Raw genomic sequence first — 24813 nt, forward strand, 5'->3', positions numbered from 1 at the left:
CAATCAATCGGTGATGACGCAGACCGCTAAAGATCGTGACGGTATGACGCGGACTAACCCCAAGCAGCCGTGTTGCCGTGTCGATAGTCAGGACAGGGTGCTGGGCCGGCAGGCATTTTTGCATTAGCGCGCAGCCGCCAACCCGAAAACGCCAATCAGGCACACTCGCACCGCTAAAAACCGAAGGCCGGTCGAGTATTTCTACTCATCCGGCCTGTTCGCTTGGATTTCATGAAAACGAAACTTCAATTTCCTGAAACACCCACAGTGGGTGTTTCAGCCTATTCGGGAGGCCTTGCTCCGACTGGGAACTTTCTGGCTTGCCCTCGAGCCATTCCAAGTTAAGGGTGAAATCGTTCCAGGGCACCTTTAACCCTTGAGTTTCGCTGTTCCCGCACGCGTCAGCTGAGCATCGCGATCGGAATCTTGGTGTCGGGCTGTTCATAAATGAATTGCTCGATGGGGAACGGTTTGTGCAGGATTGCTTCCGCCAGCACGAGTTGGGCGAACACGATTTCAACAATGGGCCGCACGAACCCGGCTAGGCAGCTGTCCAAACGAACTACCGTGAGGTTCGGGTGCCCTTCGTTCGGTACGTCATGAGCTGTCGTCATCACCACGACGTGAACGCCCGCATCAAGAAGTGATCCCGGGATGGTGAGTTCGCGTTCGTCTCCGAAGATGATCACTACGGTTCCCGCTGCAACAGACTCCATGGGTCCGTGAAGGTACTCGTAGGTTTCAAAAGCACCCGTCGGGATTCGCAGGCCTTCGCGAATCATCAGCGCTGTCTCCAGAGCCGAGGCAAACGATGTACCCCGGCCGACGACATCGATGTCGGTTGCTGCAGCTACGAGGCTGGAAACAGCTCGGGCCACCGGCGCGAAATCTGCCAGGGCATTCTCGACGATCTCAGGGATGCGGGGCACATTGGAATCGGCCGGGAGCACGCCGACCTTTTCTAGGAGTAGCGCATAGGCCATAAGCGTCGCTGTGTAGCCAGCGGTATACACAGGGGAGTCCTCGAAGCCGCCGAGGCCGAGCGGCACGTCAATGACCTCGGCAATTTGTGCTTGCGGAAAGTTGCTGATTCCGACCCGTGTCCCCTGTGTCAGACGGCGTGCCGCCTCGATCGTTTCGGGGCTCCGCCCGGATTCCGAAACGATGATGTAGTGATCCGCCGGCTGAAAGCCGACCGCTGACAGAAGTACGTCGGATGCTGTCAAGCTCACTGCCCGGTAACCGGCCTGGGCGAGAAGCGACACCAATGCCCGTCCTGAATGACCGGATGCGCCCATTGCGACGACCGCTATGGTCTCGTCGACAGGCCAATCGTGAAGCGCGCCGTGCGCCAGATCGAGGGTGAGCGTGTCATACGCAAGCTGGAGGGTGAGGGGTTGCTTCATCATCGCGTCAACGAATGGTGCTTTGCCTGACATGGGTTTTTCCTATCCTTTTACTGCGCCGGATGCCATGCCGCTGACGACATAGCGCTGGAAGATCACTGCCACGATCAGTGGCGGAAGTGCCGCGAGAATGCCACCGGCCGCGACGAGCCCGAAATCCGTGGTGTATCGACCGGCGAATTCGCTGAGGGCCACGGGAAGTGTCTTGGCCACGTCCGACGACGTGAAAATGAGCGCGTACATGAATTCGTCCCACGCCAGCAGGAATGCGAACATGATCGCCGCGAACAGTCCCGGCTTGGCGGCGGGCAGAATAACCCAGAACAAAGCACCCAGTCGAGTCGTACCGTCGATGCGCGCTGCCTCTTCAAGCTCCTCGGGAATGGTCATGAAGTAATTGCTCAGCACCCACAGCACAAAGGGGATGACGATGGCACAATCCACCAGGATCAGGCCCGTCTTCGTGTTCAAGAGTCCCACGGAATTAAGAATGAGATACAGCGGAATGAGCAGGGCGATTTGCGGGAGCATGTATGACGCCAGAAACGTCGTAAGGATGGCGCGCCTGAAACGGAACTTCAAACGGGCAAATGCATAGGCGCCCAGAATTCCCACGATCATTGAGATCGTGACGGTTCCCACGGCCACGATTATGGAGTTCATCATGGCAGCACGAAACGTTGCCCCGACTCCCTCAGAGCCGCCGGTGAAGATCTGCGTGTAACGGCTGAGGTCCAATTCGTCCGGAATCCACTGCAACGGAGTCGTGATGAGGATTCGCTGTGGCGTGATGCTCGCCATGACCATCCAGAGGAACGGGGCAAGAATAACCACTGAGGTAACAACGGCCGCCACGTGCACCAGAAAAGAATTGCGCCGGGCCCGCTTCACAGGAGACTCATTTCTGACCGGCGGAGCAGTCGCAGATAGATGGCGCTCAGGGCGAGGATGACGATAACGATCACGTAGGACAAGGCTGACCCGACGCCGAAGTTTTGATCGGAGAATGCCGTTGTATAGGCGTAGTAGGCGATGGTTTGGGTTCCGTTGACCGGACCACCCCTGGTCATGACATAGATGATGTCAAAGACTTTGAATGCTTCAACCGTGCGCAGCACAAGCACAATCGAAATCGAGGGGATCAGCATGGGCAGCACGATCGACCGAAAGATGCGCGGCCAGCTTGCACGATCGAGCTTGGCGGCCTCATACAGTTCGTTCGGGATTGCCGTGAGTCCGGCGAGCAGGAAGAAGGCAACGAGCGGAGTCGATTTCCAGACATCCGCCAGAATGACCATATTGAGCGCGGTTGTCGGATCGCCTAACCAGGCCTGGTACTGGTCGATAATTCCGAGTTGGCTGAGCAACGCGTTGAGCGGGCCGTACTGGGCGTTAAAAACACCCTTCCACATGGCCGCACTGACGATCGTGGGGATGGCCCAGGGGATGACCACGATGGCCCGGAACAGCCAGCGGGCACGAAGTTTCGCGTTGAGCAGCCCAGCCAGAATGAGGCCGAGGCACAACTCCAATGATGTCGATATCAAGGTGAAATAGAGAGTGCGCCCCATAGACGCCCAAAACGTGCTGTTGGAGAGCACCGCCAGATAATTGTTGAACCCCACGAAGGGGGTGTCAGTCGCCAACGCCGAAGTGACCTCGAAAAAGGAAATCAACAGGGTTCGAAGGATCGGGTAAACGATCACCCCGAACACTGCAACGCCCGCCGGAATAAGTAACCAGAAAGCCAGTCGAGCCTGGTTCTCTCGCTTCGACCGTGCCGGACGAACCCGTCGCAGAGACGCGGCCGGAGGGCTTTGGGGTGTTTTGGCGTTGGCGACTGACATTTTCACTAGCCGATGGTCGCGTTAGCGGCCTCGACTGCGTCGTCCATGGCTTGCTGCGGTGTCTTCTGGCCGAGCAGAGCATTCTGGATCTCGACCTGCAGAATCTGGGACACCGAGTTGTAGTTGGCAACCGTCGGGCGCAGGATCATGCTGTCGTATGCGACGCCGGCCGCTGCGAATACCTCGGGGTTTGACGCGGCGAGGTCTGTCTTGGTGTAGCTCGACTTCCAGTTGGTCATCGAACTCGTCACGTACTTCTCCTGCACGCTTTGGCTGGTCATGTACTCGATGAATTTCCACGCTGCGGCCTGATTGGTGGACTGGGCTCCGATCGAGAGCGCCATCGAACCATTGACGCCAGGGTGCTCTCCCGACGGACCGGCGGGGGTCGGAAGAACGCCGACCTTGCCGACCACCGTTGAGATCGACGCGTCGTTCGAGTCACGGAAAGTCGACTCCCAGTTCAGTGCCATCGCGGTCTTGCCCGCGGCGATGGACTTGCTGACGTCATCTTCCAGGAAAGTGATGGAGGCGGGATCGGTCAGCCCGTCATCGATGGTCTTCTTCATCCAGGTGAGCGCTTCCACACCGGCTGCGTCGTTCACAATGAGATTGCCATCAGCATCGGTGAAGGCTCCCCCGAAGGCGCCGAGAAGCTGCGCATAGTCGCAGATGAGGGCTTCAGCCTGTGACCAGCTCCAGGAGAGGGGGTACTCGACGAGTCCGGCAGCTTTGATCTTGGCGGCCACAGCGAGGGCACCGTCCCAGGTCGTGAGGTCGGCCTCGGCCGCCCCAACCGCGGCAACCATCTCCGAGTTGAAGTAGAAGAGCTTGGTCGAGGGGCCCCACGGGGCGCCGTAGTACTTCCCCTGATATTCAGCGGATGTCAGTGCCCCGCCGAGCATCTCGTCGGCCCACGCAGCTGGGAACCTGTCAGTGACGTCCGTGATGAGCCCCTTGGAGGCGAAATCGGCCGGCCAGATCACGTCAAGGTGAACGACGTCATAGGTTCCGGCGGGAGCCGAGGTGACGATTTTGTCGTGCAGCGCCTCGTAGGCGACGAACGTCGGTTCCACCGTGATCTCAGAGTTTTTCGACTCAAAGTCAGTGATCATGGCGTTGACGTTGTCCTCGGAGTAACCCGCCTGCTTCATGAAGAGGGCGTTGATGGTGCCGGTTCCATCCCCTTCCTTCGATTCGCTCGACGTGCTCGCTCCGGTGAGGCTGCAGCCGCTGAGGAGGAGCGCGCCCATGGAGATGAGACCGATCCCAACGGTGAGACGGTGAGTTCGTGCGTTCTTGATGGTCATGTGTTCCTCCGTGATTCGTCGAGCTGATGGGTGGTTGTGAGCTGTGAGGGGTGCATCCGTTGTGCGATCGCAATGGCGCCGACGACCGGAGCGACCTGAAGCAGGCGCAGGCTCAAGGTGCGATCAAGTTCCGCGATATGACGTTCCAAGGCGTCAAACAGGCGTGGCTGGTTCGAGATCACCCCGCCGGCACAGACGACGTCGGTGCCCAGCGCGCCTCGTGCTCGCACCAGGCCGACCGCCGTGGCGAGTTCCCGCGCCGCTTCATCGATCACCGTCGCTGCAAGCCGGCTGCCCGCATCGGCGGCAGCGAACAGCAATGGTGCGAGCGCTCCCCATGTCGTGAGCCGCGAATCGGCGGAAAACTCATATGACATTGCAACTTCATCGTCAACGCCGAAGTGTTCCATCAATGTCTGACTCAGCAGACCTGGGGCGCAGCCTTCATCGCGTGCCCAGAGCACGGCGCGCACGGCATCGCGAGCCAAGGCGGGCGCGCTTCCAGGGTCGCCCAACAGATGGCCATAGCCCCCCGCCGAGACCACCGCTCCGGCGGCATCGTGGGCGACGATCCGAGACCCGGTGCCGGCGATGACTGCGATGGCCGTGTCATATCCAGCTGCCGGACCGACCAGTTCAACGTCATTGACGGCGCGGACCAGCCCCGGCCGTTCGGCAGCCAATCGTGCTTCAAACTCGGCGCACTGCCATGCGCTGTCCAGCCCATGAGCACCCAGGGCCAAGGGCGCGGTCTCCGACCGAGGCACACTGGCAAACAGTCCGAGAAGGCGAGTGGCGTTGCCCGCGTCATCGAGCAGGCCTCCCCAGCGCCATGAGCTCGTGAGCACCGTGGCATCCAACACGATTCGCCCATTGGCCTCGACGCGGGTGTGCGTTTTGGTTCCACCGATGTCGATGCCAACGTACATTCTTACCCCACCCCCGCGTGAAGTGAGCCGATGTGCTGGCCCGTCGATAACTTTCATATCATAGTGATAAGAAGTTGTTTAGAACCTATCCACAACCGCCCTCGCCTGTCAAGCGAATCCTCCCGATAGCCCCGGATTGAAACCAGCGGAATTATGAGCCCATGCGCAATCGCGCCCCGTCTGGCTCCGGAATGGCAGCAGTGATCGCGAACGGCTAACCCGCCAGGTAGGCAAACCCGTTGACTTCAGCAGCTGCCAGCTCGGCCGCACCGAGAATGACGGAATCTTCCCGTCTGGTCGCCGCCTCCAGCCGCGGAACGCGGATGATTCGCCCGGTGAGTCGTTCCTGGATGCCGGGGATCACACGGTTCGTCACGCCGACCAGTCCGCCGCCGACGACCACCAGTTCCGGGTCAAGAATGATGACGATCGCGGCAATCGCTATTGCCACCATGTCGAGGATCTCCTCGGCGATCTCCCGAGCGGCAACGTTGCCGTCATCGGCAATCCCGAAGATGTCGTCGGCCGTCATCAGGCCCGTGGGAGGTATCGGTATGCCCTTGTCACGTGCTCTTCGGGTGAGCGCGCGTGGGCCGATTCGATCCTCGAGATCGCCCAACTCGGGGTGGGCCTTCGAATGCGTCAGGGACGCTCGATCCATCAGCAGGTATCCGATTTCACCGGCTTCGCCGAGGGCACCCCGGTGCAGCTCACCGTTTGTGATGATTCCGGCGCCAAGGCCATTTTCAAGAAAGAGAGCGACAAGACTTTGCAATCCTCGGCCGGCTCCCCGGTGGAGTTCACCGAATGCCAACGCGTTGGCATCATTCTCGACGACCACCGGTACTGCTGATCGTTCACGCAACAAGCGCCCCAGCGGCACGTCAGACCAGCCGAGCTCCGTTGTGTGCCCGACCGTACCGTGAGGTCCGGAGACAACTCCCGGTACGGCCACACCAACGGCAAGGCATGGGGAACCCATGCTTTTGGAGGTGGCGATCAGATGATCGAAGAGGTCGAGGGTCGACTTGAGATGCGCTTCGCGATCAGCCGGGATCGCCGTTGCGTCATCGGTTGCGTCGCCACCGAGCAGGAACTGCCGTGGCCTGAAGAGCGCTTCGCGACGATAGACGACTTTCCCGTCAAAATCCATGAGGAGCCCCGCGGCGCGGTCCGGATGCAGCTGTATGGCTGCGACCAGCTTCGATCCCCCGGCGTAACTCAACAGAATGGATGGCCGACCACCCGTGGAAGGCTCGTGTCCTGCCGCGCGAACGCTGCCCTCCTCGATCAGCACTGCCGTGAGCCTATTGATCGTCGCGGAACTCAGACCTGTCCGGACTGAGAGTTGCTGCCGGGAAAGTGCGCCTGATTTCCGTAACTCCTCAATGATTGCGGTTTGATTCACTCGTGCAACCGCGCTCGTCACAGCTGTGTTTTTCTTGCGATTGGACACGGAACTCCACTGCTCACTGGTGGGCACTCAGATGTGCTAGATCTTTTCTATCACACTGCACTATTTTCTGCGTACTAAGTCGACCCTGAACGCCCGTCGGAGACGAATTTCCGTCGTTTTTTTCCAAGGGGAACGGGCTCGTGCTACACCGACGATTCCGTTCCGCGCCGTGGAAACCGCCGACGTGCACGTCCGCGCCGGCGACGGTCCGAACCCACTGGGCGGCCATATCCTCGTCGCCGGCAGCTAGTGAGCCACCTGGACGCCCCAGAAGTTCATCGCCGCCGCCAATGAATACAGCTACCCGCCCATCCCGAAAAGTGTTGACCGCTCACCACGCACGCTGCTTCGCTGCTGCATGAACACCGAGCCGGTTCAACGGTTCATTTTTTTGATCGGCCCGAGCCGGCCGACTGGCCAGATTCGTGCCAGTTCTTCTCGCCTGCCATTACTCGTGAGCGATCTGATTCCCGGGCGGTCAGACGGTTCTGTTTCCTCGTCGCGGCTATTTCGATCGGGATGGACGCGTCTTCTGTTGCTCGGCCATGATGCTGATGAACTCGTAGGCGAGATTTGCCGCTGCCACCGAGGTGATCGCTGCGTGATCATAGGCTGGTGCCACTTCAACGATGTCTGCCGCGACGATCTTATTGTGCCGAAGACCACGCACGACGGCCAAGAGTTCACGGCTGGTCATCCCACCTGCTTCCGGTGTTCCTGTCCCCGGCGCGTGTGCCGGGTCGAGGACGTCGATATCCACGGAGACGTAAAGTGGGGTGTCGCCTACCCGTTCGAGGACACGTTCGAGGATGCCATCCACTCCGATACGGTCGAAATCACGGCAACTGACGATCGTGAAACCCAATTCCTTGTCATCGATGAGGTCTTTTTCATCGTAGAGCGAGCCACGCACGCCAACATGAACCGAGCGGTCCTTGCGAATGAGGCCCTCTTCGGACGCACGACGAAACGGAGAGCCATGTGTGTACGGCATTTCGAAGTAGGTGTCCCACGTGTCAAGGTGCGCGTCGAAATGGACCAAGGCGAGCGGACCGTGCTCGCGGTGGGCAGCGCGGAGAGCGGGCAAGGCGATCGTGTGGTCACCGCCGAGTGAAACCACGGGGGCTCCGTTTGACATGAGTTCAGCCAGCCCCGCGTCGATTTGTGACAGTGCCTTGGGTATGTCGAACGGGTTGCAGTCAATGTCTCCGGCGTCCACCACCTGTGAATCAGAGAAGGGTCTGTTTTCCAGGGCAGGATTGTAGGGACGCAGCAGTCGCGATGCTTCCCGGATCGCGGACGGTCCGAATCTCGCTCCGGGCCGAAATGTGACCCCGGCATCGAAGGGGATCCCCACGACTGCGATGTCGAAGTTCTCGACATCCTCGCGTCGCGGGAGGCGGGCGAAGGTGGTCAGCCCGGCGTAGCGCGGGGATTCCTGGCCATTTACCTGACCGATGATTTTGTTCATACTAGAAGACTCGATTCGTGTGCGGGGCACTGTTCACCCCGGTTGTCGTGACGATGACAGTGTTCAGATCACCGACTGAAGCGTTCATTGGATCGTGAGGGTGCGAACTCGGGGTCCGAGGCGTGCTCCGATTTTCGTGCCGCCCTGTCTTACCGTGGTCGCGGCCAGTGGCGACTCGGTCTCGGGCGGTGAGCGGCTCCTGGCCGTGCGGTGCGTGTTATCGCAGCTCTGCCACAGGGGTGCCTGTAACAATGCTGTCCGCTACGGGGAGGGCGACAGTCAGTTTTCTCGTCGCCAACACACAGCCTGCAGCGACACCAGAGAACACCGCGAGGTAGCAGAAGATCAGCCAGGGTGAACCACCAGCGATGCCCAGGAGAGTGGGAAGAACAATCGGTGTCAGCGCTCCAGCGGTTAGCGCCGCACCCTGGTAGGCGAATGATGTGCCGGTGTAGCGCACGTTGACCGGGAAGATAGACGACAGAATGCTCGCCATCGGGCCATAGTTGCATGCCGTGAACAGGGCGGTCATTGACAGCATGACCGTGATGACGAGCATTGAGCCGGTGTGCGACAGCAGGTACAGCGGAACGGCGATCAATGTGATTCCGACCAATCCGACGATGACGACGTATTGGGGTTTCCACTTGTCGCCCAGAAGGCCGGCCAGTGGCATGAACGCCATTTCGAACAGGCCCGCAACGATCAGAGCATTCAGGACAAGCGCCACTGGAACGCCAGCCTGCTCCGTGGCGTAGGCGAGGAAGAACGATGACGTCACGTAGTACCCGCCCGTGGCCACAAGCATGGCACCGATGCCAATGAGGAGTCTCTTGGGCATTTTAGTGAGCACCACGCGAGCCGGCGCCTTTGTGATCTCGCCTTTCGCGACTGCGCGCACGAACTCAGGGGACTCGCCGACCTGAAGACGAATGACCAGTCCGATGATGAGCAGGACCGCAGAAGCAACGAAAGGAATTCTCCATGAACCCGCGACCAGGCCATCTCCGATCATCTCTGAAAGGGCGAACATGGCGGCTGAGAGCGTCGCTCCGACGGCTGATCCAAGCTGTACGAACGAACCGAAGAACGTCCGACGGTTTGCGGGGGCATGCTCGACAGCCAAAAGGGCAGCGCCGCCCCATTCTCCGCCCATGGCAACTCCCTGCAGCAGTCGCAAAGTGATCAGGAGGAGCGGAGCGAGTGGGCCAACTGTCTCGTAGCTCGGCAATAGGCCTATTCCGACGGTGCCGAGCCCCATGAGCATGAGTGTGGCGACCAGCACTGGCTTACGGCCGCTCCGGTCACCGAGGTGGCCAAAGATGAATGCACCGATTGGGCGCCCGAGATAACCAAACGATGTCGTTCCGAAAGCAACGATCGTGCCGATAACCGGATCCATATCCGGTGGGAAGAAGAATTGTCTGAAAACCAACGCTGCTGCGGTGGCATAGATGAAGAAGTCGTACCACTCGATGCTCGTGCCGGCGAGTGCGGCGAAAGCAGCTTTGCGAGGCCGTGCATGTGAGGCTTTCGTATTCATGGACCTTGTCCTTACTCGGTTCTTATATCGAAGGCTTGCTTCGTGGAGTTATCCTCTAACGAATCAACATTGATTCATTCGAAGATAATGCGAAACAACAGCGTTCCACCTGCCCAAATTCGACACCAATCCATTTATTGTCAACAGAGCAAAATAATCGACATGCGCTCAGAAAGACTGCATTTAGCTGCAAATCTGAAATATGTTACTTGAGGAATTGTCGCCGACTGGGGCTTCCAATCTCATTTCCCTGCGTCTTTGCTAGTTGAATTCCAATAGAGTTGCAACATTTTCTTTCATGATAAGCGCACGAATTCCGGGCTTTATCGGAAACTCCTGAAAGTCCGTAATCCATTAATCCGCGCACAGCAGCGATTCATTCAACCCCCGCGCACCGAAAGCTTCATCGTGCCCAGCTGCAGGCCCGTTCGCGTGTGAAAGCCTGATACAGGCTGATCGAGGAGCCCGCGTTCTCACTGTCGGCGATGTCGAGCCCAAGGAACCTCCCATCGGTCATCCGGGATCACGCGGATTGTGATGATGGCCGCCTGCGCCGCCGACGAAAATTCCCAATCCGTCGGTCGAGCGGAGCTGAGACCGCAAGAGGACTGCCTTCACCCACCTCCAAGACATAGTGGTGCTCGCCCTGACAACCAGATGCAGCGCCCAGTGCCGGTCCGGCAACAAGACACAGCCTTGACGTACCCGAGGCCGTGGGTGCCGACCAGCCAGCGAAGAGATGGAACGGCCTGGCGGCTGCAGACCCAGCTTCAGCGATCAAATCCGATGAGACCATGACGGCCGCCACACACGCGGTGACGGCCGCCATCAACAAACGGAAGCCAGAGGGGTGCCGCCCAGTAGCAGCTACTCGATTATGTCCATGTCCTTTATCTTCAGGCGCCCACCGAAGTAGCCGCCCACCGAGGTGATCAGGGCGACGACGGCGAGGATGGCCGCCGCGGGCCACGAGGCTCCATCCGAGAAGCTGAGCATGGCGAGTGCCAGGAACGGCAGAAACCCGCTGAGAGCGCCGGCAATGTTGTAGCCGAGGGCCACGCCGCTGTATCGCAGCCGGGGTGGAAAGAGCTCGGTCAGCAGGGTGCCCGACACCGCATACGCGGTGGAGAGTAGCGCGATACCGAGCGTGATCGCGAAGATCACGGCTAGGGGGTGGCCGGTGTCGATGAGCCAGAAGATCGGTAAGGCTGCGACGGCTGTGGCGATGCCGCCCCACATCGTGACTCGTCCGGCGCCGAAGCGCTCTGCCACGCGCCCCATCATCAAAATGACGCCGATCTGTACGACTGCCGCGATCAGGGTGGCGTTCACGAGCAGAGCCCGATCCAGTTCCAGAACGCTCACGCCATAAGTGATGGCGAACGTGGTCATCACATAGAACCCACCGACGCCCAGAAAAGCGGCGGCAATGGCCACAAGCAGTCGGCCCCAGGCAAACTTGAAGACGTCGACGGCAGGAATCTTGGCGCGCTCTTCCATTTTGACTAGTTCCTGGAAGATCGGCGATTCTTCCACCTTCAGCCGAATGATGACGGCAATCAGGAGCAATGGAAAGGCGGCGAGGAACGGCAGGCGCCAGCCCCAGCTGTCGAAGGATTCCGCTGGGAGCAGCAGTACCAGAGCAAAAGCACCGGCCGACATGAGGGTACCCACCGGGGAGCCGACCTGCACGAGCGCCGCGAACCGACCGCGCTTCTTCAGTGGTGCGTGCTCCACGGCCAGCGTCATCGCACCGCCCCATTCGCCGCCCACGGCCAGCCCCTGAACCAGGCGCAGCACCGCGAGCATCACGGGAGCAGCCAGGCCGATCGTGCCGAAGTCGGGCAGCACGCCGATCAGTCCGGTGGCGAACCCGATCATGATGATGGTGATCAACAGTGCGGGCTTGCGGCCCACCCGGTCACCGATATAGCCGAACAATATGGCGCCGATCGGGCGGGCTGCGAAGCCGACACCGAAGGTAGCCAGGGCGGCGAGGGTCGCTGCCGTCGGGTCGAGGGTGGTGAAGTAGAGCCGGTTGAACACCAACGCGGCGGCGGTTCCGAATAGATAATAGTCATACCATTCAAGCGCGGTACCGACGAAGGCAGCGCGTGCGATGCGGCCGGCGTCCTTGCCGCTGAGCTTGGGTCGCGCCCCAACCTCGGCGGCCGACGTATCTGCTGTGGTAGTCATTTCAGGCTGTTCCTTACTATTCGTGATCAAAATTGCAGGTGAGAGTGGATACGAGGGCATCGCCGTGGATGCAAGCGCCATCCACGAAGGTGGCCAAAACTTCGATGCGCCCAATTGCTTCGGGAGCCACCTCGGCCGGATGCTCGGAGAGCATGACAAAGTCGGCGAGCTTTCCAGTAGCCAGCGTCCCGCGGCGTTCTTCGTCGCCGGCGATCCAGGCAGCGTCGACCGTGTATGCACGCAGGGCCTGATCTGCGGTCACCGTCTCTGCCGATCCCACGGTAGCGCCGCTCGAGGTGCGCCGTTGCACCATGGATTGCATGCCGAGCAGCGGTGCGCCGAGGGCGATGGGGCGATCGGAGCTTCCGGGCACGCGCACCCCGTGCTGCAAGAAGGTGCGGTGTCGGTAGACCCAGTCTGCGCGGTGGGCACCGACAGCAGCAGCCATTGTGTCACCCACCTCGTAGAGAAAGCGGGGTTGCGGTATCGGGGTTATACCGAGGTCAGCGAACCGTGAAACCTGGTCGGGTCGTACGATGCCGGCGTGTTCGATGCGGTGCCGCACCGTGGGGCGCGGGTGCTGGCGCTGGGCTTCGGCAAAAGCATCGAGCGCTACGTCGATGGCCTGATCCCCGATCGCGTGTGCCGCTACGGTCCAGCCGGCGCGATGCGCGTCGATGATGCGCGTCGTCAGCTCCGCGGTAGAGAGCTGAAAGCTGCCCCGTCCGTGACCGTGGTCGCAGAACGGTTCTGTCACCGCAGCGGTGCGCCCGATCAGAGAGCCGTCGATGAAAATTTTCATCGCACCGAGCCGAATCCAGTCGTCGCCAAACCCCGTCGTGAGACCCAGGTCGAGGCCCACGGTGGCGCGGTCGTCAGCGTGTACCGCGAGCGAATGCACCGCGTCACTGGACACCATTAGTTGTACACGGGTGCCCAGCGTGCCGCTCTGCCGGGCTGCTGTATAGGCGGCGAGTTCAATTGGGCTGCGCCCAATCCAGCCAGCACCGATGCCCGCCTCGGTCACGTGGGTCAGGCCCTCGGCGGCATAGGCAGCGCTGGCCCGGCCGATCGCCGCTGAAAGGTCATCGGTAGAATAGGGCAGCAGTAGCGCACTCGCCAGGGTCTGCGCTTGCTCCTGCAGCAGCCCGGTGGGCCCCTCGGCGTCGCTGACGACCATACCGCCGTCGGGCACGACCGCAGTCCCGTCGAGAATGCCCGCAAGCTCAAGCACCGCCGTGTTCACCACGCACATGTGGCCCGAGCGGTGTTTCAGCCAGACTGGCCGGCGGCCGGCGGCCTCGTCGAGGCCATTACGGTGCGGGTGAACGCCGAGTACCGTGTCATCGTAGCCAGACGCGATGACCCAATCGTCGGCCGACAACGACGCCGCCCGGACCGCTACGGCCTGATATACCTCGTCGACGGTGGTGCAGCCGCTGAGGTCCAGCTCCGAAAAGGTCTGCCCGAACCAAGCCATGTGATTGTGAGAATCGCCAAATCCGGGCACAATGACCCTGCCGCCGCAGTCGATCGTGGTCGTCGCGGTCAGCCGCGCGACCTCATCGTCGAAACCTACTATTCGACCGGATAGTATTCCGAGAATCTGTGCGCTCGGCCGCTCGTTCTCCAGCGTAAAAATGCGCGCGTTCGTCAGTTTGACGTCAAGCATGGTGTTCCCCCCTGGTGGCGCTGAGCCCGGTCGCGGGCAAAATGGCATTTCCTAATGGTGCGCGCACGCCAGAAAACGCACAATGGACGACCGCACCCATCTGGGAACATAGTCTGGGCAAATGCACAATTCACCCAACACTCTCGCCACTCGCGAACCGGTGCACCCGGTCATGAGCGAAGTCGTCCGTACGTGTCTCGATGACATCGACGAAATTGCCACGACTTACCTCACGCAGGTGCGTACGGTAGCCGGCTACAGCCAATCCATGCTCGCTGCCGACGACCTGCGTAACACCGCCGTTGCGTCGATGGAGCTGCTGCTGCGCCTCATCGGACAGTTGCCGCTGACCGAACGCCTGCTCGTGCTGTCTGAAGAATTGGGGCACCGTCGCGCTCGACAGGGACTGCCCTTGGAGGCGCTCCTGCAAGCGGTGCGGCTGGACTTTCGCATTCTCTGGTCGGCGATGCTGATTCGGGTGTCGCTCGATGATCTGCCGGAGTTCACCCGCGGTGCCATCGCCGTTTGGGAGGCCGTGGAATTCCACACCATTCGGGTGCATGCCGGCTACCTCAATGAGCTGGCCAGCCTGGCGCAGGAGCGCGAGCAGCAGAAAACATTGCTGCTGAGCCGGCTGCTGCTCTCCGATGGCAAAGACACGCCGCTGCTCAACCAGGCCGCGCGGGCGCTCGGCGTCGATGTCGGCGGCATCTTTCTCGTCGCCGTAGCTGGCGCCGAGGGGCACCACGCACTGCGAACGGCGGCTGCGCGGAATCAGTCGCAGAAGTATCTGCACGAACACGAGGGAGCTCTACTCCTTCTAATCGAGTACGCTTCGCGCGCGGCGGCCACGATTCCGTCCTGGCTGCACACGGTCCCGTGCGGGGTGGCACCGGCCGTCGAGGGGTTGGCTGAGGTGCCGCGAATGGCGCGCATAGCCGACGATCTGGTCATGGCCAGTGCGGGGAAACTCGGGATGACCACGGTGCAGAGCGGCTGGGGCCGGGTCTCGGCCAACAAGCTCGGCGAGTTCGGCGCCGTGCTGGCCGACTCGGTCTTGGGTCAGCTGGCCAACATCTCCGCGCATGAGCGCGAACGCCTGCTCGCCACGATCACGGTGCTGTTCGAGTCGGGTTCGGTGTCTGCCACAGTGGCAGAGCTGTACTGTCATCGCAACACCGTCCTTAACCGCCTGAGCCGGTTCAAGTCGCTCACCGGGCTCGACCCGGGTCGGCCGGGTGATGCGGCCATCATCCAGGCGGCTTTGCACTGCAACGCCGTGCGATAATTCCGTTCCGGATGTGCGCGTGCACAGTTGACACTGCGGTCCGGCAGTGAATCTCCATTGTTTTGTGGTGCACGCACTGTGAGCCTTGAAGTACGCAGCGCAGTGCTGCACCCGCAACCTTCGGAGGTACCTCATGATCGACCCGAGTATCAACACAGATCTGGCTGGCGAAGACTTTCTCGCCGACTTTGCCGCAATGTCGGCTTTCGGCGCGACCGATCGCGGGGGAGTGCACCGCCTGGCGGCGTCTCCAGCGGATGCAGACGTGCGCACCTGGCTTCGTAGCTGGCTGCAGCAGCGTGATTTTACGGTCAGGGTCGACCAGGTGGGAAACATGTTCGGCCTGGTTGAGTTCACCCCGGGCGCTCCCTATGTACTCGTCGGGTCGCACCTCGACAGCCAGCCCACGGCTGGTCGTTTCGACGGCGCCTACGGTGTGCTGGCGGCAGGCCATGCCGCCGTGCGGGTCCGCAACAACGTCACAAGCACCGGGCAGACCCCGCCTTTCAACCTGGCCGTGGTGAACTGGTTCAACGAAGAGGGCGCTCGCTTTCAGCCCAGCATGATGGGCAGTGCTGTCTTCACGAACAAGCTCGGCGCCGACGCCGTGTTGCAGATTCGCGATCCCGACGGTGTCAGCGTCGCCGACGCGCTATCCGCGATCGGGTTTCGCGGAACGGATGCTGCGCCGCACGCCGTCTCTTATGCCGAGATCCACATCGAACAGGGCCGGCACCTGGAGCGGAATGGGGTGACCATCGGGTTGGTCGATGCCACGTGGGCGGCCCACAAGTACTCCGCCGTGGTCACTGGAGAGCAATCCCATACCGGTTCCACGGTGATGTCCGACCGCAAAGACGCCCTGGTCGGCGCATCCCGCCTCGTCATCGCGCTGCGCGACCTAGCCGATTCCTTCCCCGATCCTGCACTGCACACCTCGGTCGGCCAACTCTTCGCCGAGCCCAACTCGCCCGTCGTCGTAGCGTCGGAGGTGCGGATGGTGCTCGACCTGCGGTCTGCCAGCGCCGAGGTGCTCGAGCAGGCGGATGCCATGTTGCACGAGCAGGTCATTGAGATCGAACGCCGCGACAGCGTCACGATCACGCTCACTAAGTCACACTTCTGGAACGTGCAGCCTTACCAGGCTGAGGGCGTGACTCTGGCCCGTGCGGTCGCCGACGATCTCGGCTTGTCGTCACAGACCATGATGACCCTCGCCGGTCATGATTCCACCAATATGAAAGATGTCGTGCCGACCGTGATGCTGTTCGTGCCGAGCGTTGACGGCATCTCGCACAACGAGGGAGAACTGACCCTCGATGCGGACGTCCGTGCCGGCGTCGACATGCTCACGGAGGTGGTCACCCGTCTCTGCGCTGGTCGCCTCTCCCCCGCCCCACAGCCCGCAGCGACCGCTGACGTCTAGTCGACTAAGCCCCCGCCGATCGGAGGCACTTACCTGCCACGGGTATTTCGGACGGCGGAATGGGACTGTCTGAACCGTGCCGGATTCTCTGCCGCTTTCTTCCTGCGGATTGCTGCCCTCCATGTCCCGCTTATGGTCGCCCCGTGGCCGATTATGTCAACAAGTAGAGAGGCTATGGCAGAATCTGCCGAATAGAGCTCCCGTCATGTCCTGTCTCATCTAAGTCAAGTCAGTCTCATTTTTGACATCTATGCTGCTTGACGCCAGGGACAGCCTGGACCGAGCCGCTCCTGCTGCATCTGGACCTCGCAACGTAAACACGTCAGGGTTTCGGACTCGGAGATGAGTGAATCGGCAAGTTGACGTCAACGCCGTAAACAAAATCTAAGTCGGGGAAACTGACGCAAACGAGGCGACCGCCGACTCGAAATGATCAAACATGACGTGCCGTCGTGGCGCCTCTATATTCATGACTTCAAAAGCAGAACCACGTTTTTCGATGTAACCGAGCACCTTCTTGGGTGACCTTTCGTGGCAGCGGCGGTCGCCGACACGCCATTCATGATCGGACAGACTGCGGACCTCGAGATCTCCCGTTGCGCACGGTTCATGATCCTGATTCGACATTGAATCTCCTTCGTGATGAGCAGCCCGTACCGGCGGTACCTCAACCAACTCCGATGCCGCTTGCATCTCCCACCCAACATAGCCCCCTCCTATGGCGGCATGCCGTTGCCAGCACATGCAGCGCCAACCAATCGCCGTCATCGGGGACAGCGCTGCGCAAAGTCCGAACCGACTTCACGCAGACGGTGTGTCGGCGGCCATGACAGGCTGGGCGTTTTCCAGCCAACGTCGCAACACCTGAGTTTTAGGAGTAGCGATGACAGACGGTTCCCGAAGCCGCAAGAAGGTGACCGGCGCTGCCGATGGCCGAGACGCGCGTTGAATATGCTCGGCTAATGAGGCAAGGAATCAGTAACGCCTAGGCGTGCCGAATGTTGAAGATCAACCGGCGTACGGGGATGCGTTGGCGTCACGGCCGGACTGTGAAGAACGCCCAGGGGCGTTGATTGTGGGCGCTAGATCCTGTGCAGGGCTTGTGAACGATCTTCCCTTCTATCGGCGTTGGAATCGTCCTCCGGGCGATAATCATCGGGGTACAGGCCGTAAGAAGTACGCCTTACATTCCGCGGCGAATAAAGTCGGCCACGCGCTCCCCGACGAGAACGGCGGTCGCGGCCGGTCCGCGCACGGGCGTGGTCGGCAGGATCGAGGTGTCGGCGACGCGCAACCCCTCGACACCGTGCACGCGCCCGTATTGATCGACGACGGCCCCAGGATCATCTGCTGGCCCAAACCGTGCACTGCCGCAGAGGTGAATGGCGGTGCCCAAGTGGGAGCGCAGCCAATCATCGAGCAGTTCATCGCTCTCGAGCACGGTGTCGGTCAGTTCGGTCAATCGCTTAAACAGGTGCCTGTAGGCATCTGTTCGCAGCAAATGTACCGCCACCCGCACAACTTCGCGCATGCGTTTGAGGTCGTGTTCGGTCGAGAGGTAGTTGTAGTCGATGCGCGGTTGCACGTCTGGGTCGTCCGACTCGAGGCTGATACGTCCGCGCGAAGTCTCTGACTGCACGGCGACGAGCAGCGCGAGGTCCCCCCGATAGGCGATCTGGTTCGCGAAGCGCCGCATCGACACCCCGCGCATCGCCCGAAGTGATCGAAGCGGACGCCTCGCTGCGGCGCGTACCCCGACCATGATGCCGCGCGCGCTGCCGGTCAACAGATACCCCATCGGTTTAAGCATCGGGAGAATCTCCAGATCCCCGGGCGCAGTAGAACCGGTCGCCGTGAAGTTCAGGCACGCCGCCATCGACTGCGACGTGCGGTAGTCAACGATCTGTCGGCGCGGCTGCCACAGCACGGCGATATCCGGGTGATCACTGAAATTCGTCCCGACCCCGGGCAAGTCGCGCACGACTGGAATGTTGAATTGTTCCAGTTGCTCCCGGGGGCCCACCCCTGAGACCAGCAGCAGGTGAGGTGATTTGATCGCGCCTGCCGAGAGCACAATCTCTCGGCCTCGCAGCTGAACGATCCCGCCGCCCCGCGTGACCTCGACACCGATAGCTCTTGTTCCCTCGAACAGTACACGGCGCACGTAGCTGTCACCCGACACCGTGAGGTTTCTGCGGTGCCGTACCGGATTCAGGTAGGCGATCCCGGTGTTCTGACGCACGCCGTCGAGCGTGTTCATCGGGAGCGGTCCATGTCCCGGAATACCCTGATCGTTCTTGTCAGGTTCGTCGGCGAAGCCCAGCTCCACGGCCGCCGCGCGAAAAGCGACGGTCACTGGATGGTCCTGCGGAGGCCGACCGACGACCATCGGCCCCGCACCACCGTGAACGGCGGACTCGCCATACTGCAGGTCGGTTTCGATCCGGCGATAGAACGGCAATACCTTTTCCCAGGCCCATTCGGGTGACCCGATAGACCAGGAATCAAAGTCGGCTTTTCTGGCGCGAATGAAGTACGAGCCGTTGATCGTCGATGATCCACCGAGGATCCGGCCGCGCGCGATTGAGTAGGGCAGTTTCGGTGTGAGATTACCTGTGAACGACCAATTCTGCGGATGTCCCGGCATTGCTCCCTGCACGGTTCCAGCATCGAGTAACTCGGGCGGGAATTCGGCGGCGGACCGCGGCACCGGTCCTGCCTCAAGGAGCAGCACCCGTCTCTCGGGATCTTCACTCAGTCGGGCTGCGAGTGGGGCTCCGGCTGCGCCGGCACCGACCACGATCACGTCATAGTTCACGTTCGTCAAGTCCGACACCGGTACTCGTGGGTTCATGCTGTCCTCCGGGTCCAACTGTTGGTAATTCACCCGACGTGAAACCCTCCTTAAGCAGGAGCAAGGCCGACTCGAGCAGCTCAATGAGGTTGGAGCCGTCAGTTCTGAGCCACTGCTCGTACGCGGCGAGCGATGCACCGAGGAATACCCAGCCGATCACTGTCGGTTCGATCGCGTCGACGGCAACTCCCAAGCGGCCAGCCGCGAAATCCGACACCACCAGGCGCCACTCGGCATATCGCAGCGTGGAGTGCGCCACGAGCGCAGGAACGTTCAGCAGCAGGTTCATCCGCTCGCGATGAAAGGGGACTTCTTCTGACGGAAATCGATTGAATTCGACGACCGCCCGGGCGAGCGCATCGACGAGAGACACGGTCGTGTCCGTAGCAGCGAGGAACGCGCGCATACGCGCGAGTTCAGCGTCAAAGTCACCCCAGGGCAGATCGTTCTTGGAGGGAAAGTAGCGAAACAGGGTTCGACGCCCAATTCCGGCGGCGGTGGCAATGTCGTCGACGGTCGTCTGGTCGAAACCGTGCTCGAGAAAAAGCCGAAGTGCTACGTGGCTCAGGGCGGCGCGGGTCGTCAGCGGCTGTCGGCCCATCCGCGGTGCCACAGAGCATTCATTCATTTGTTTTCATCCCTGTACTTTCGGCACTGAGTGCCACTAGTCTGGTGCATGCACGAGATTTTCGCCACTGATGTCGATTTCTATCGCAAGGAGAACCGCATGGTTTCCGCAAAAAAGACCAGCCCCACCGAATCCGCAACCGCCGGCGCTGAACATTCTGCGGGGTCGGATCTCGAATCCGATACCCTGGTCGAGGAGATCTCGATCGACGGCATGTGCGGCGTCTACTAAATCGCTGACATGCCAGGCCTGGATCTTGACCGGGGATGGGATCTCCATCCCCAGGTATCTGTTCGCCCGGAGCCGTTCGGTGCGCTGCTCTACCATTTCGGTACCCGCCAGCTCTCATTCCTAAAAGATACGACGCTTCTCGCCGTCGTGAGGACTCTCGCCGACGTACCTTCTGCCCGTGCAGCGTGCACGGCCGCGGGCATCGCTGAGAGTGATCTGCCTCGCTATCAGCGTGCTCTCGGCACCCTTGCGAAATCCTCCATGGTCGTTGAAAGGACCTCATGACGCTGCTCGATGCACCCCGAACGTCCCCGTTCGTTCTCGCCCCGAAAGATACTCCCCGAAAGACCGAGCGTCTCGTCGATCTCTTCGAATACGGCCTTGACGCCCCCATCTGTCTCACCTGGGAACTGACCTACGCCTGCAACTTGTCCTGTGTTCACTGCCTCTCGAGTTCCGGGCGCCGCGATCCTCGCGAGCTGACGACGGCAGAAGCGAAGGCCGTCATCGACGAGTTCGAGCGGATGCAGGTCTTCTACGTCAACATCGGCGGCGGCGAGCCGACCGTGCGTCCCGATTTCTGGGAACTCGTCGACTACGCATCCGAGCACCACGTCGGAGTCAAATTCTCCACCAACGGCGTGAAAATCTCCCCGGACATTGCCCAGCGCCTCGTCAGAAGCGACTACGTCGACGTGCAGATCTCGCTCGACGGCGCAACAGCGGAAGTCAACGATCATGTGCGCGGCCCCGGCTCCTACGCCACGGCTATGAAAGCCATGCGGAACATGTATGAAGCCGGCTTCAAGGGATTCAAGATCTCGGTCGTCTGTACGAGCCAGAACATCAGCCAGCTCGACGACTTCAAGGCCATCGCCGACAAGTTTGACGCCCAATTGCGGCTCACCCGCCTGCGCCCCTCCGGTCGCGGAGCGGACGTCTGGGACGAACTGCACCCGACCCAAACGCAGCAGCGCGAACTCTACGACTGGCTCGTCGCACACGGAGATGGTGTGCTCACCGGAGACTCGTTCTTCCATCTCTCTGCTTTTGGAGACGCACTGCCCGGCCTTAACCTGTGCGGCGCAGGTCGTGTTGTCTGCCTCATAGACCCCGTCGGGGACGTCTACGCGTGCCCCTTCGCCATTCACGAAGAGTTCCTCGCCGGCAATGTGCGCTCAGAGGGCGGCTTCCAGGAGGTCTGGCAGCACTCGGAACTCTTTCTCAAACTGCGCGAACCGCAGTCGGGTGGAGCGTGCACCTCATGCGCGTTTTTCGACACTTGTAAGGGCGGCTGCATGGCCGCCAAATTCTTCACTGGATTACCGCTGGATGGTCCCGACCCGGAATGCGTCCAGGGCTACGGCGAAGAGTTGCTAAAGAACCGCAAGGGCAAAGCGGTAGAGCTTCCAAAATCGTCAATCGTCGACCACTCCCACCGCACTACCCGAGCCGGACGCGAAGGAATGGGCCCGGTACAGCTCACACTGAACCGTCGCGCCGGGATGGTTCCAGTGAACGCCAGCGACTGCGAAGTCAGTCCTCTCGTCGGGTTCACGCCCGAACAACCACCGGCAGGAGCTTGTGACGACAGCCCACTGGCCGGGATGAACCTGCTCGCAACTTCGCAATCCAGCTGCGCCGGGGAGAGCTGCGGAGAAGGAACGTGCGGCTGTAGTTAGAGTTCGCAACCCAGAGAGACGTGACAAGCGCCCGGTGCGCTTGCGGCAGAGAGTCGGTGGTCTTCAGCCAAAAAATGCGTTATCAAGGATCGGAACGCGCGACTGCTTCGGCGAACGGGGACTCTGAGCCGTGAGGTGCAGCACGACGCAGTCGCGGAGTACGCCTTCCGATCGGATGCCGCGCCGCCGCAACTACCGCGCCGGTTTCAGTCGACTGTATAGAACCTGAACATCAAAAATGAGGAGGAAACCATGGGAAGAGTAGAAGGCAAAGTCGCATTCATCACGGGTGCAGCCAGAGGCCAGGGGCGTAGTCACGCTATCCGACTGGCACAAGAAGGCGCAGATATCATCGCGATCGATGTCTGTGAGGACATTCCCGGAGCGCCGTACGCCGGGGCCACGGAAGAAGATCTGGCCGAGACCGTTCGTCAGGTCGAGGCACTCGATCGTCGCATCATCGCTACTAAGGCGGACGTGCGCGATTTTGACGCCCTGAAATCCGCAGTGGATGAGGGTGTAGCGCAGCTCGGACGCCTCGACATCGTGTCGGCCAACGCCGGCATCGTAACCGACATGGCACCCACCGAGGAGCTATCGGAGGAGATCTGGACAGACATGATCAACGTGAACCTGTCCGGTGTCTGGCGCACCACAAAAGCAGCGATCCCGCACATCAAGGCCGGCGGGCGCGGTGGATCCATCATCCTGACCAGTTCCAACGCCGCTCTGATGGTCTACCAGAACCTCGCCCACTACACCGCAGCTAAGCACGGTGTCGTGGGACTCATGCGAACGCTGGCCCTCGAACTTGCACCACACATGATCCGTGTCAATAGCATCCATCCGACGCAGGTTAACACCGACATGATCCAGAACGAGGCAATCTACAAGCTATTCCGCCCCGATCTGAAGAACCCCACCCGCGAAGACTTCAAGACTGCATCGGTTGCTATGCAGGCGCTGCCGATTCCGTGGCTGGAAGCAATTGATATTTCCAATGCGTTACTGTTCCTGGCCTCCGACGAGGCTAGATACATCACCGGCGTTACCCTGCCTGTCGACGCGGGCGGCAGCATCAAGTAAGAATATTCGTTTCACAACTCGACGAGGAGAAGAAGATCATGGGAAGAGTAGAAGGCAAGGTAGCGTTCATCACCGGTGCCGCTAGAAGTCAGGGGCGCAGTCATGCGCTGCGACTGGCCCAGGAGGGCGCGGACATCATTGCGGTCGACATCGTCGGTCCTGTTGAGTCGGTGCATGCATACCCAATGGCCACCGCAGAGGATCTGGCCGAGACCGTGCGTCAGGTGGAAGCATTGGATCGCCGCATCATCGCTACACAGGCCGATGTACGTGACTCAGCAGCGCTAAAAGCGGTGATGGACGATGGAGTCGCTCAGCTCGGACGGCTCGATATCGTGTCGGCCAACGCGGGAATCTTTCAGATGTCCCCGGCGCTCGAGCTTGACGACGCCGCATGGCAGGAAACCATCGACATTAATCTGACCGGCGTCTGGAACACCTGCAAGGCGGCCCTACCGCACCTCATCGAAGGCGGACGAGGCGGGTCGATCATTCTTACCAGTTCGACTGCGGGGCTTAAAGGACTCGCTAACACCGTCCACTACACAGCAGCCAAGCACGGGGTCGTCGGCATCATGCGGACGCTTGCCAACGAGTTCGCCCAATACTCAATTCGAGTGAACTCGGTGCATCCAACAACGGTCAACACAATCATGATCCAGAACGAAGACGTTTGGGGGTTGTTCGATCCGGCCAATGCGAACCCCACTCAGGATTCGGCAGTTGAGGCTTTCAAGCGTATCAACGCCCTGCCCGTGCCTTGGGTGGAGCCGGTCGATATCAGCAACGCGGTATTGTTCCTGGCCTCCGACGAGGCGAGATTCATCACCGGCGTTACCCTCCCCGTGGACGCGGGCAACCTCGTCAAGTAACCAATTAACGCGGGTCGACGCGAAGCGCACCGCCACATACGGAAGAAAAGAGACAGACATGGGAAACCTCGACGGCAAAGTCGCCTTCATCACCGGCGCAGCGAGAGGGCAGGGCAGAAGCCACGCCATTCGCCTGGCGCAGGAGGGCGCCGACATCATCGCGATCGACCTCTGCGAGGGCGTCGACAGCGTCACCACATTCTATGAGCCAGCAACCGCCGAGGACCTGGCGGAGACCGCACGGCAGGTCGAAGCTCTCGACCGGCGTATCGTGGCGAAACAGGCGGATGTGCGCGATATCGACGCGCTGACCAAGGCCGTGGATGAGGGCGTCGCAGAACTGGGACGGCTCGACATCGTCGTCGCCAACGCCGGAATCTTCACCTTCGGATCGGACACCCAGAAGATCGAAGAGCAGTCCTGGAAAGACCTTATGGACATTAACCTGACCGGGGTCTGGCACACCTACAAAGCCGCTGCCGACCATCTGATCGCATCCGGTGCCGGCGGCTCGGTCATTATTATCTCCTCACTGGCCGGATTCAAGGGACTCGCCAACGTCGCCGCCTATACGACTACCAAGCACGGCATCGTCGGCCTGATGAAGGTACTCGCCAATGAACTCGGTCCTCACGGAATTCGGGTTAACACGATCCACCCGAACTCGATCGACACGAAGATGGTGAAGAACAGCAACACCTACAAGCTGTTCCGCCCAGACCTTGACGATCCTCAGGCCGAGGATGCCGAACCCGCCTTCGCCGGGCTGAACCCTATGGGCAAGGCTTGGATCGAGCCAATCCACGTGTCGAACGCGGTCGCCTGGCTCGCCTCCGACCAGTCCTACTACGTCAGCGGAGGCCAGATCCCGGTCGACGGTGGAGCATCCATCAAGTAAACCAGCCCTGTTCCAGAT

The 24813-nt window shown here is 60.8% G+C and carries 21 protein-coding genes; 8 read left to right on the forward strand and 13 right to left on the reverse strand.

The features are described from left to right. Window positions 1-401: 401 nt before the first annotated feature. From E3T35_RS18920 to E3T35_RS18965, 10 genes are all read right to left on the reverse strand, one after another. Window positions 402-1439, reverse strand: coding sequence for an SIS domain-containing protein (locus tag E3T35_RS18920; protein WP_134344828.1), 1038 nt, complete (start codon window positions 1437-1439; stop codon window positions 402-404). 9 nt (window positions 1440-1448) lie between these two features. Next, window positions 1449-2297, reverse strand: a complete 849-nt coding sequence (locus E3T35_RS18925; RefSeq protein WP_134344827.1) for a carbohydrate ABC transporter permease — start codon at window positions 2295-2297, stop codon at window positions 1449-1451. Then, the gene (locus E3T35_RS18930; RefSeq protein ID WP_241987685.1) at window positions 2294-3052 is read right to left on the reverse strand and encodes a carbohydrate ABC transporter permease; all 759 of its coding nucleotides are present in this window, start codon (window positions 3050-3052) and stop codon (window positions 2294-2296) included. The genes E3T35_RS18925 and E3T35_RS18930 overlap by 4 nt, the downstream gene beginning before the upstream one ends. 206 nt (window positions 3053-3258) lie before the next feature. After that, a complete protein-coding gene (locus E3T35_RS18935; protein WP_134344826.1) occupies window positions 3259-4563 on the reverse strand; it encodes an extracellular solute-binding protein in 1305 nt (434 codons plus the stop codon). Further along, on the reverse strand, window positions 4560-5492 hold the full coding sequence (locus E3T35_RS18940) for a BadF/BadG/BcrA/BcrD ATPase family protein (protein ID WP_134380696.1): 933 nt from the start codon (window positions 5490-5492) through the stop codon (window positions 4560-4562). Before E3T35_RS18940 ends, E3T35_RS18935 begins: the two co-directional genes overlap by 4 nt. A 214-nt stretch (window positions 5493-5706) precedes the next feature. Then, window positions 5707-6948, reverse strand: a complete 1242-nt coding sequence (locus E3T35_RS18945) for an ROK family transcriptional regulator (RefSeq protein ID WP_134344824.1) — start codon at window positions 6946-6948, stop codon at window positions 5707-5709. Window positions 6949-7453: 505 nt separating this feature from the next. Then, window positions 7454-8419, reverse strand: coding sequence for an agmatinase (gene speB, locus E3T35_RS18950; RefSeq protein WP_134380699.1), 966 nt, complete (start codon window positions 8417-8419; stop codon window positions 7454-7456). A 217-nt stretch (window positions 8420-8636) separates the two neighbouring features. Beyond that, entirely contained in the window at window positions 8637-9962 is a 1326-nt protein-coding gene (locus E3T35_RS18955; protein WP_134380702.1) for an MFS transporter, read from the reverse strand. Between the two features lie 867 nt (window positions 9963-10829). Then, a complete protein-coding gene (locus E3T35_RS18960) occupies window positions 10830-12158 on the reverse strand; it encodes an MFS transporter (protein ID WP_134380704.1) in 1329 nt (442 codons plus the stop codon). 16 nt (window positions 12159-12174) lie between these two features. Next, window positions 12175-13830: an amidohydrolase gene (locus tag E3T35_RS18965; RefSeq protein ID WP_134344820.1), complete on the reverse strand. Its 1656-nt coding sequence runs from the start codon at window positions 13828-13830 to the stop codon at window positions 12175-12177. A gap of 121 nt (window positions 13831-13951) precedes the next feature. Between E3T35_RS18965 and E3T35_RS18970 the strand changes: the two genes are divergently transcribed. Further along, window positions 13952-15118 (forward strand): CdaR family transcriptional regulator, encoded by a 1167-nt coding sequence (locus tag E3T35_RS18970; RefSeq protein ID WP_134344819.1) that lies wholly within the window; start codon window positions 13952-13954, stop codon window positions 15116-15118. Window positions 15119-15251: 133 nt separating this feature from the next. Continuing rightward, complete coding sequence (locus tag E3T35_RS18975) at window positions 15252-16544, forward strand: M20 family metallo-hydrolase (RefSeq protein WP_134380706.1); 1293 nt, start codon at window positions 15252-15254, stop codon at window positions 16542-16544. A 384-nt stretch (window positions 16545-16928) separates the two neighbouring features. On the opposite strand, the gene E3T35_RS18980 is transcribed toward E3T35_RS18975, so the two are convergent. From E3T35_RS18980 to mftR, 3 genes are all read right to left on the reverse strand, one after another. Further along, complete coding sequence (locus tag E3T35_RS18980; RefSeq protein ID WP_134344817.1) at window positions 16929-17171, reverse strand: hypothetical protein; 243 nt, start codon at window positions 17169-17171, stop codon at window positions 16929-16931. A gap of 556 nt (window positions 17172-17727) precedes the next feature. Next, window positions 17728-19398, reverse strand: a complete 1671-nt coding sequence (locus E3T35_RS18985) for a GMC family oxidoreductase N-terminal domain-containing protein (RefSeq protein ID WP_134380708.1) — start codon at window positions 19396-19398, stop codon at window positions 17728-17730. Continuing rightward, the gene (gene mftR, locus E3T35_RS18990) at window positions 19352-20026 is read right to left on the reverse strand and encodes a mycofactocin system transcriptional regulator (RefSeq protein ID WP_134344815.1); all 675 of its coding nucleotides are present in this window, start codon (window positions 20024-20026) and stop codon (window positions 19352-19354) included. Before mftR ends, E3T35_RS18985 begins: the two co-directional genes overlap by 47 nt. Before the next feature lie 99 nt (window positions 20027-20125). On the opposite strand from mftR, the gene mftA reads away from it, so the two are divergent. The 6 genes from mftA to E3T35_RS19020 all read left to right on the forward strand — a co-directional run bounded on the left by mftA (window position 20126) and on the right by E3T35_RS19020 (window position 24795). Continuing rightward, the gene (gene mftA, locus E3T35_RS18995) at window positions 20126-20257 is read left to right on the forward strand and encodes a mycofactocin precursor MftA (protein ID WP_134344814.1); all 132 of its coding nucleotides are present in this window, start codon (window positions 20126-20128) and stop codon (window positions 20255-20257) included. A 9-nt stretch (window positions 20258-20266) separates the two neighbouring features. Further along, window positions 20267-20542 (forward strand): mycofactocin biosynthesis chaperone MftB, encoded by a 276-nt coding sequence (mftB, locus tag E3T35_RS20105; RefSeq protein ID WP_092453130.1) that lies wholly within the window; start codon window positions 20267-20269, stop codon window positions 20540-20542. Continuing rightward, window positions 20539-21939: a mycofactocin radical SAM maturase gene (mftC, locus tag E3T35_RS19005; RefSeq protein WP_134344813.1), complete on the forward strand. Its 1401-nt coding sequence runs from the start codon at window positions 20539-20541 to the stop codon at window positions 21937-21939. The genes mftB and mftC overlap by 4 nt, the downstream gene beginning before the upstream one ends. 252 nt (window positions 21940-22191) lie before the next feature. Further along, window positions 22192-23025 (forward strand): mycofactocin-coupled SDR family oxidoreductase, encoded by an 834-nt coding sequence (locus E3T35_RS19010; RefSeq protein WP_092338442.1) that lies wholly within the window; start codon window positions 22192-22194, stop codon window positions 23023-23025. Window positions 23026-23063: 38 nt separating this feature from the next. Then, window positions 23064-23897, forward strand: a complete 834-nt coding sequence (locus E3T35_RS19015; protein ID WP_166790013.1) for a mycofactocin-coupled SDR family oxidoreductase — start codon at window positions 23064-23066, stop codon at window positions 23895-23897. Window positions 23898-23955: 58 nt separating this feature from the next. Beyond that, complete coding sequence (locus E3T35_RS19020; RefSeq protein WP_134380713.1) at window positions 23956-24795, forward strand: mycofactocin-coupled SDR family oxidoreductase; 840 nt, start codon at window positions 23956-23958, stop codon at window positions 24793-24795. The last annotated feature ends 18 nt before the right edge of the window (window positions 24796-24813 follow it).

It is taken from the genome of Cryobacterium sp. TMT1-2-2, from assembly GCF_004403505.1.
Lineage (GTDB): Bacteria > Actinomycetota > Actinomycetes > Actinomycetales > Microbacteriaceae > Cryobacterium > Cryobacterium flavum.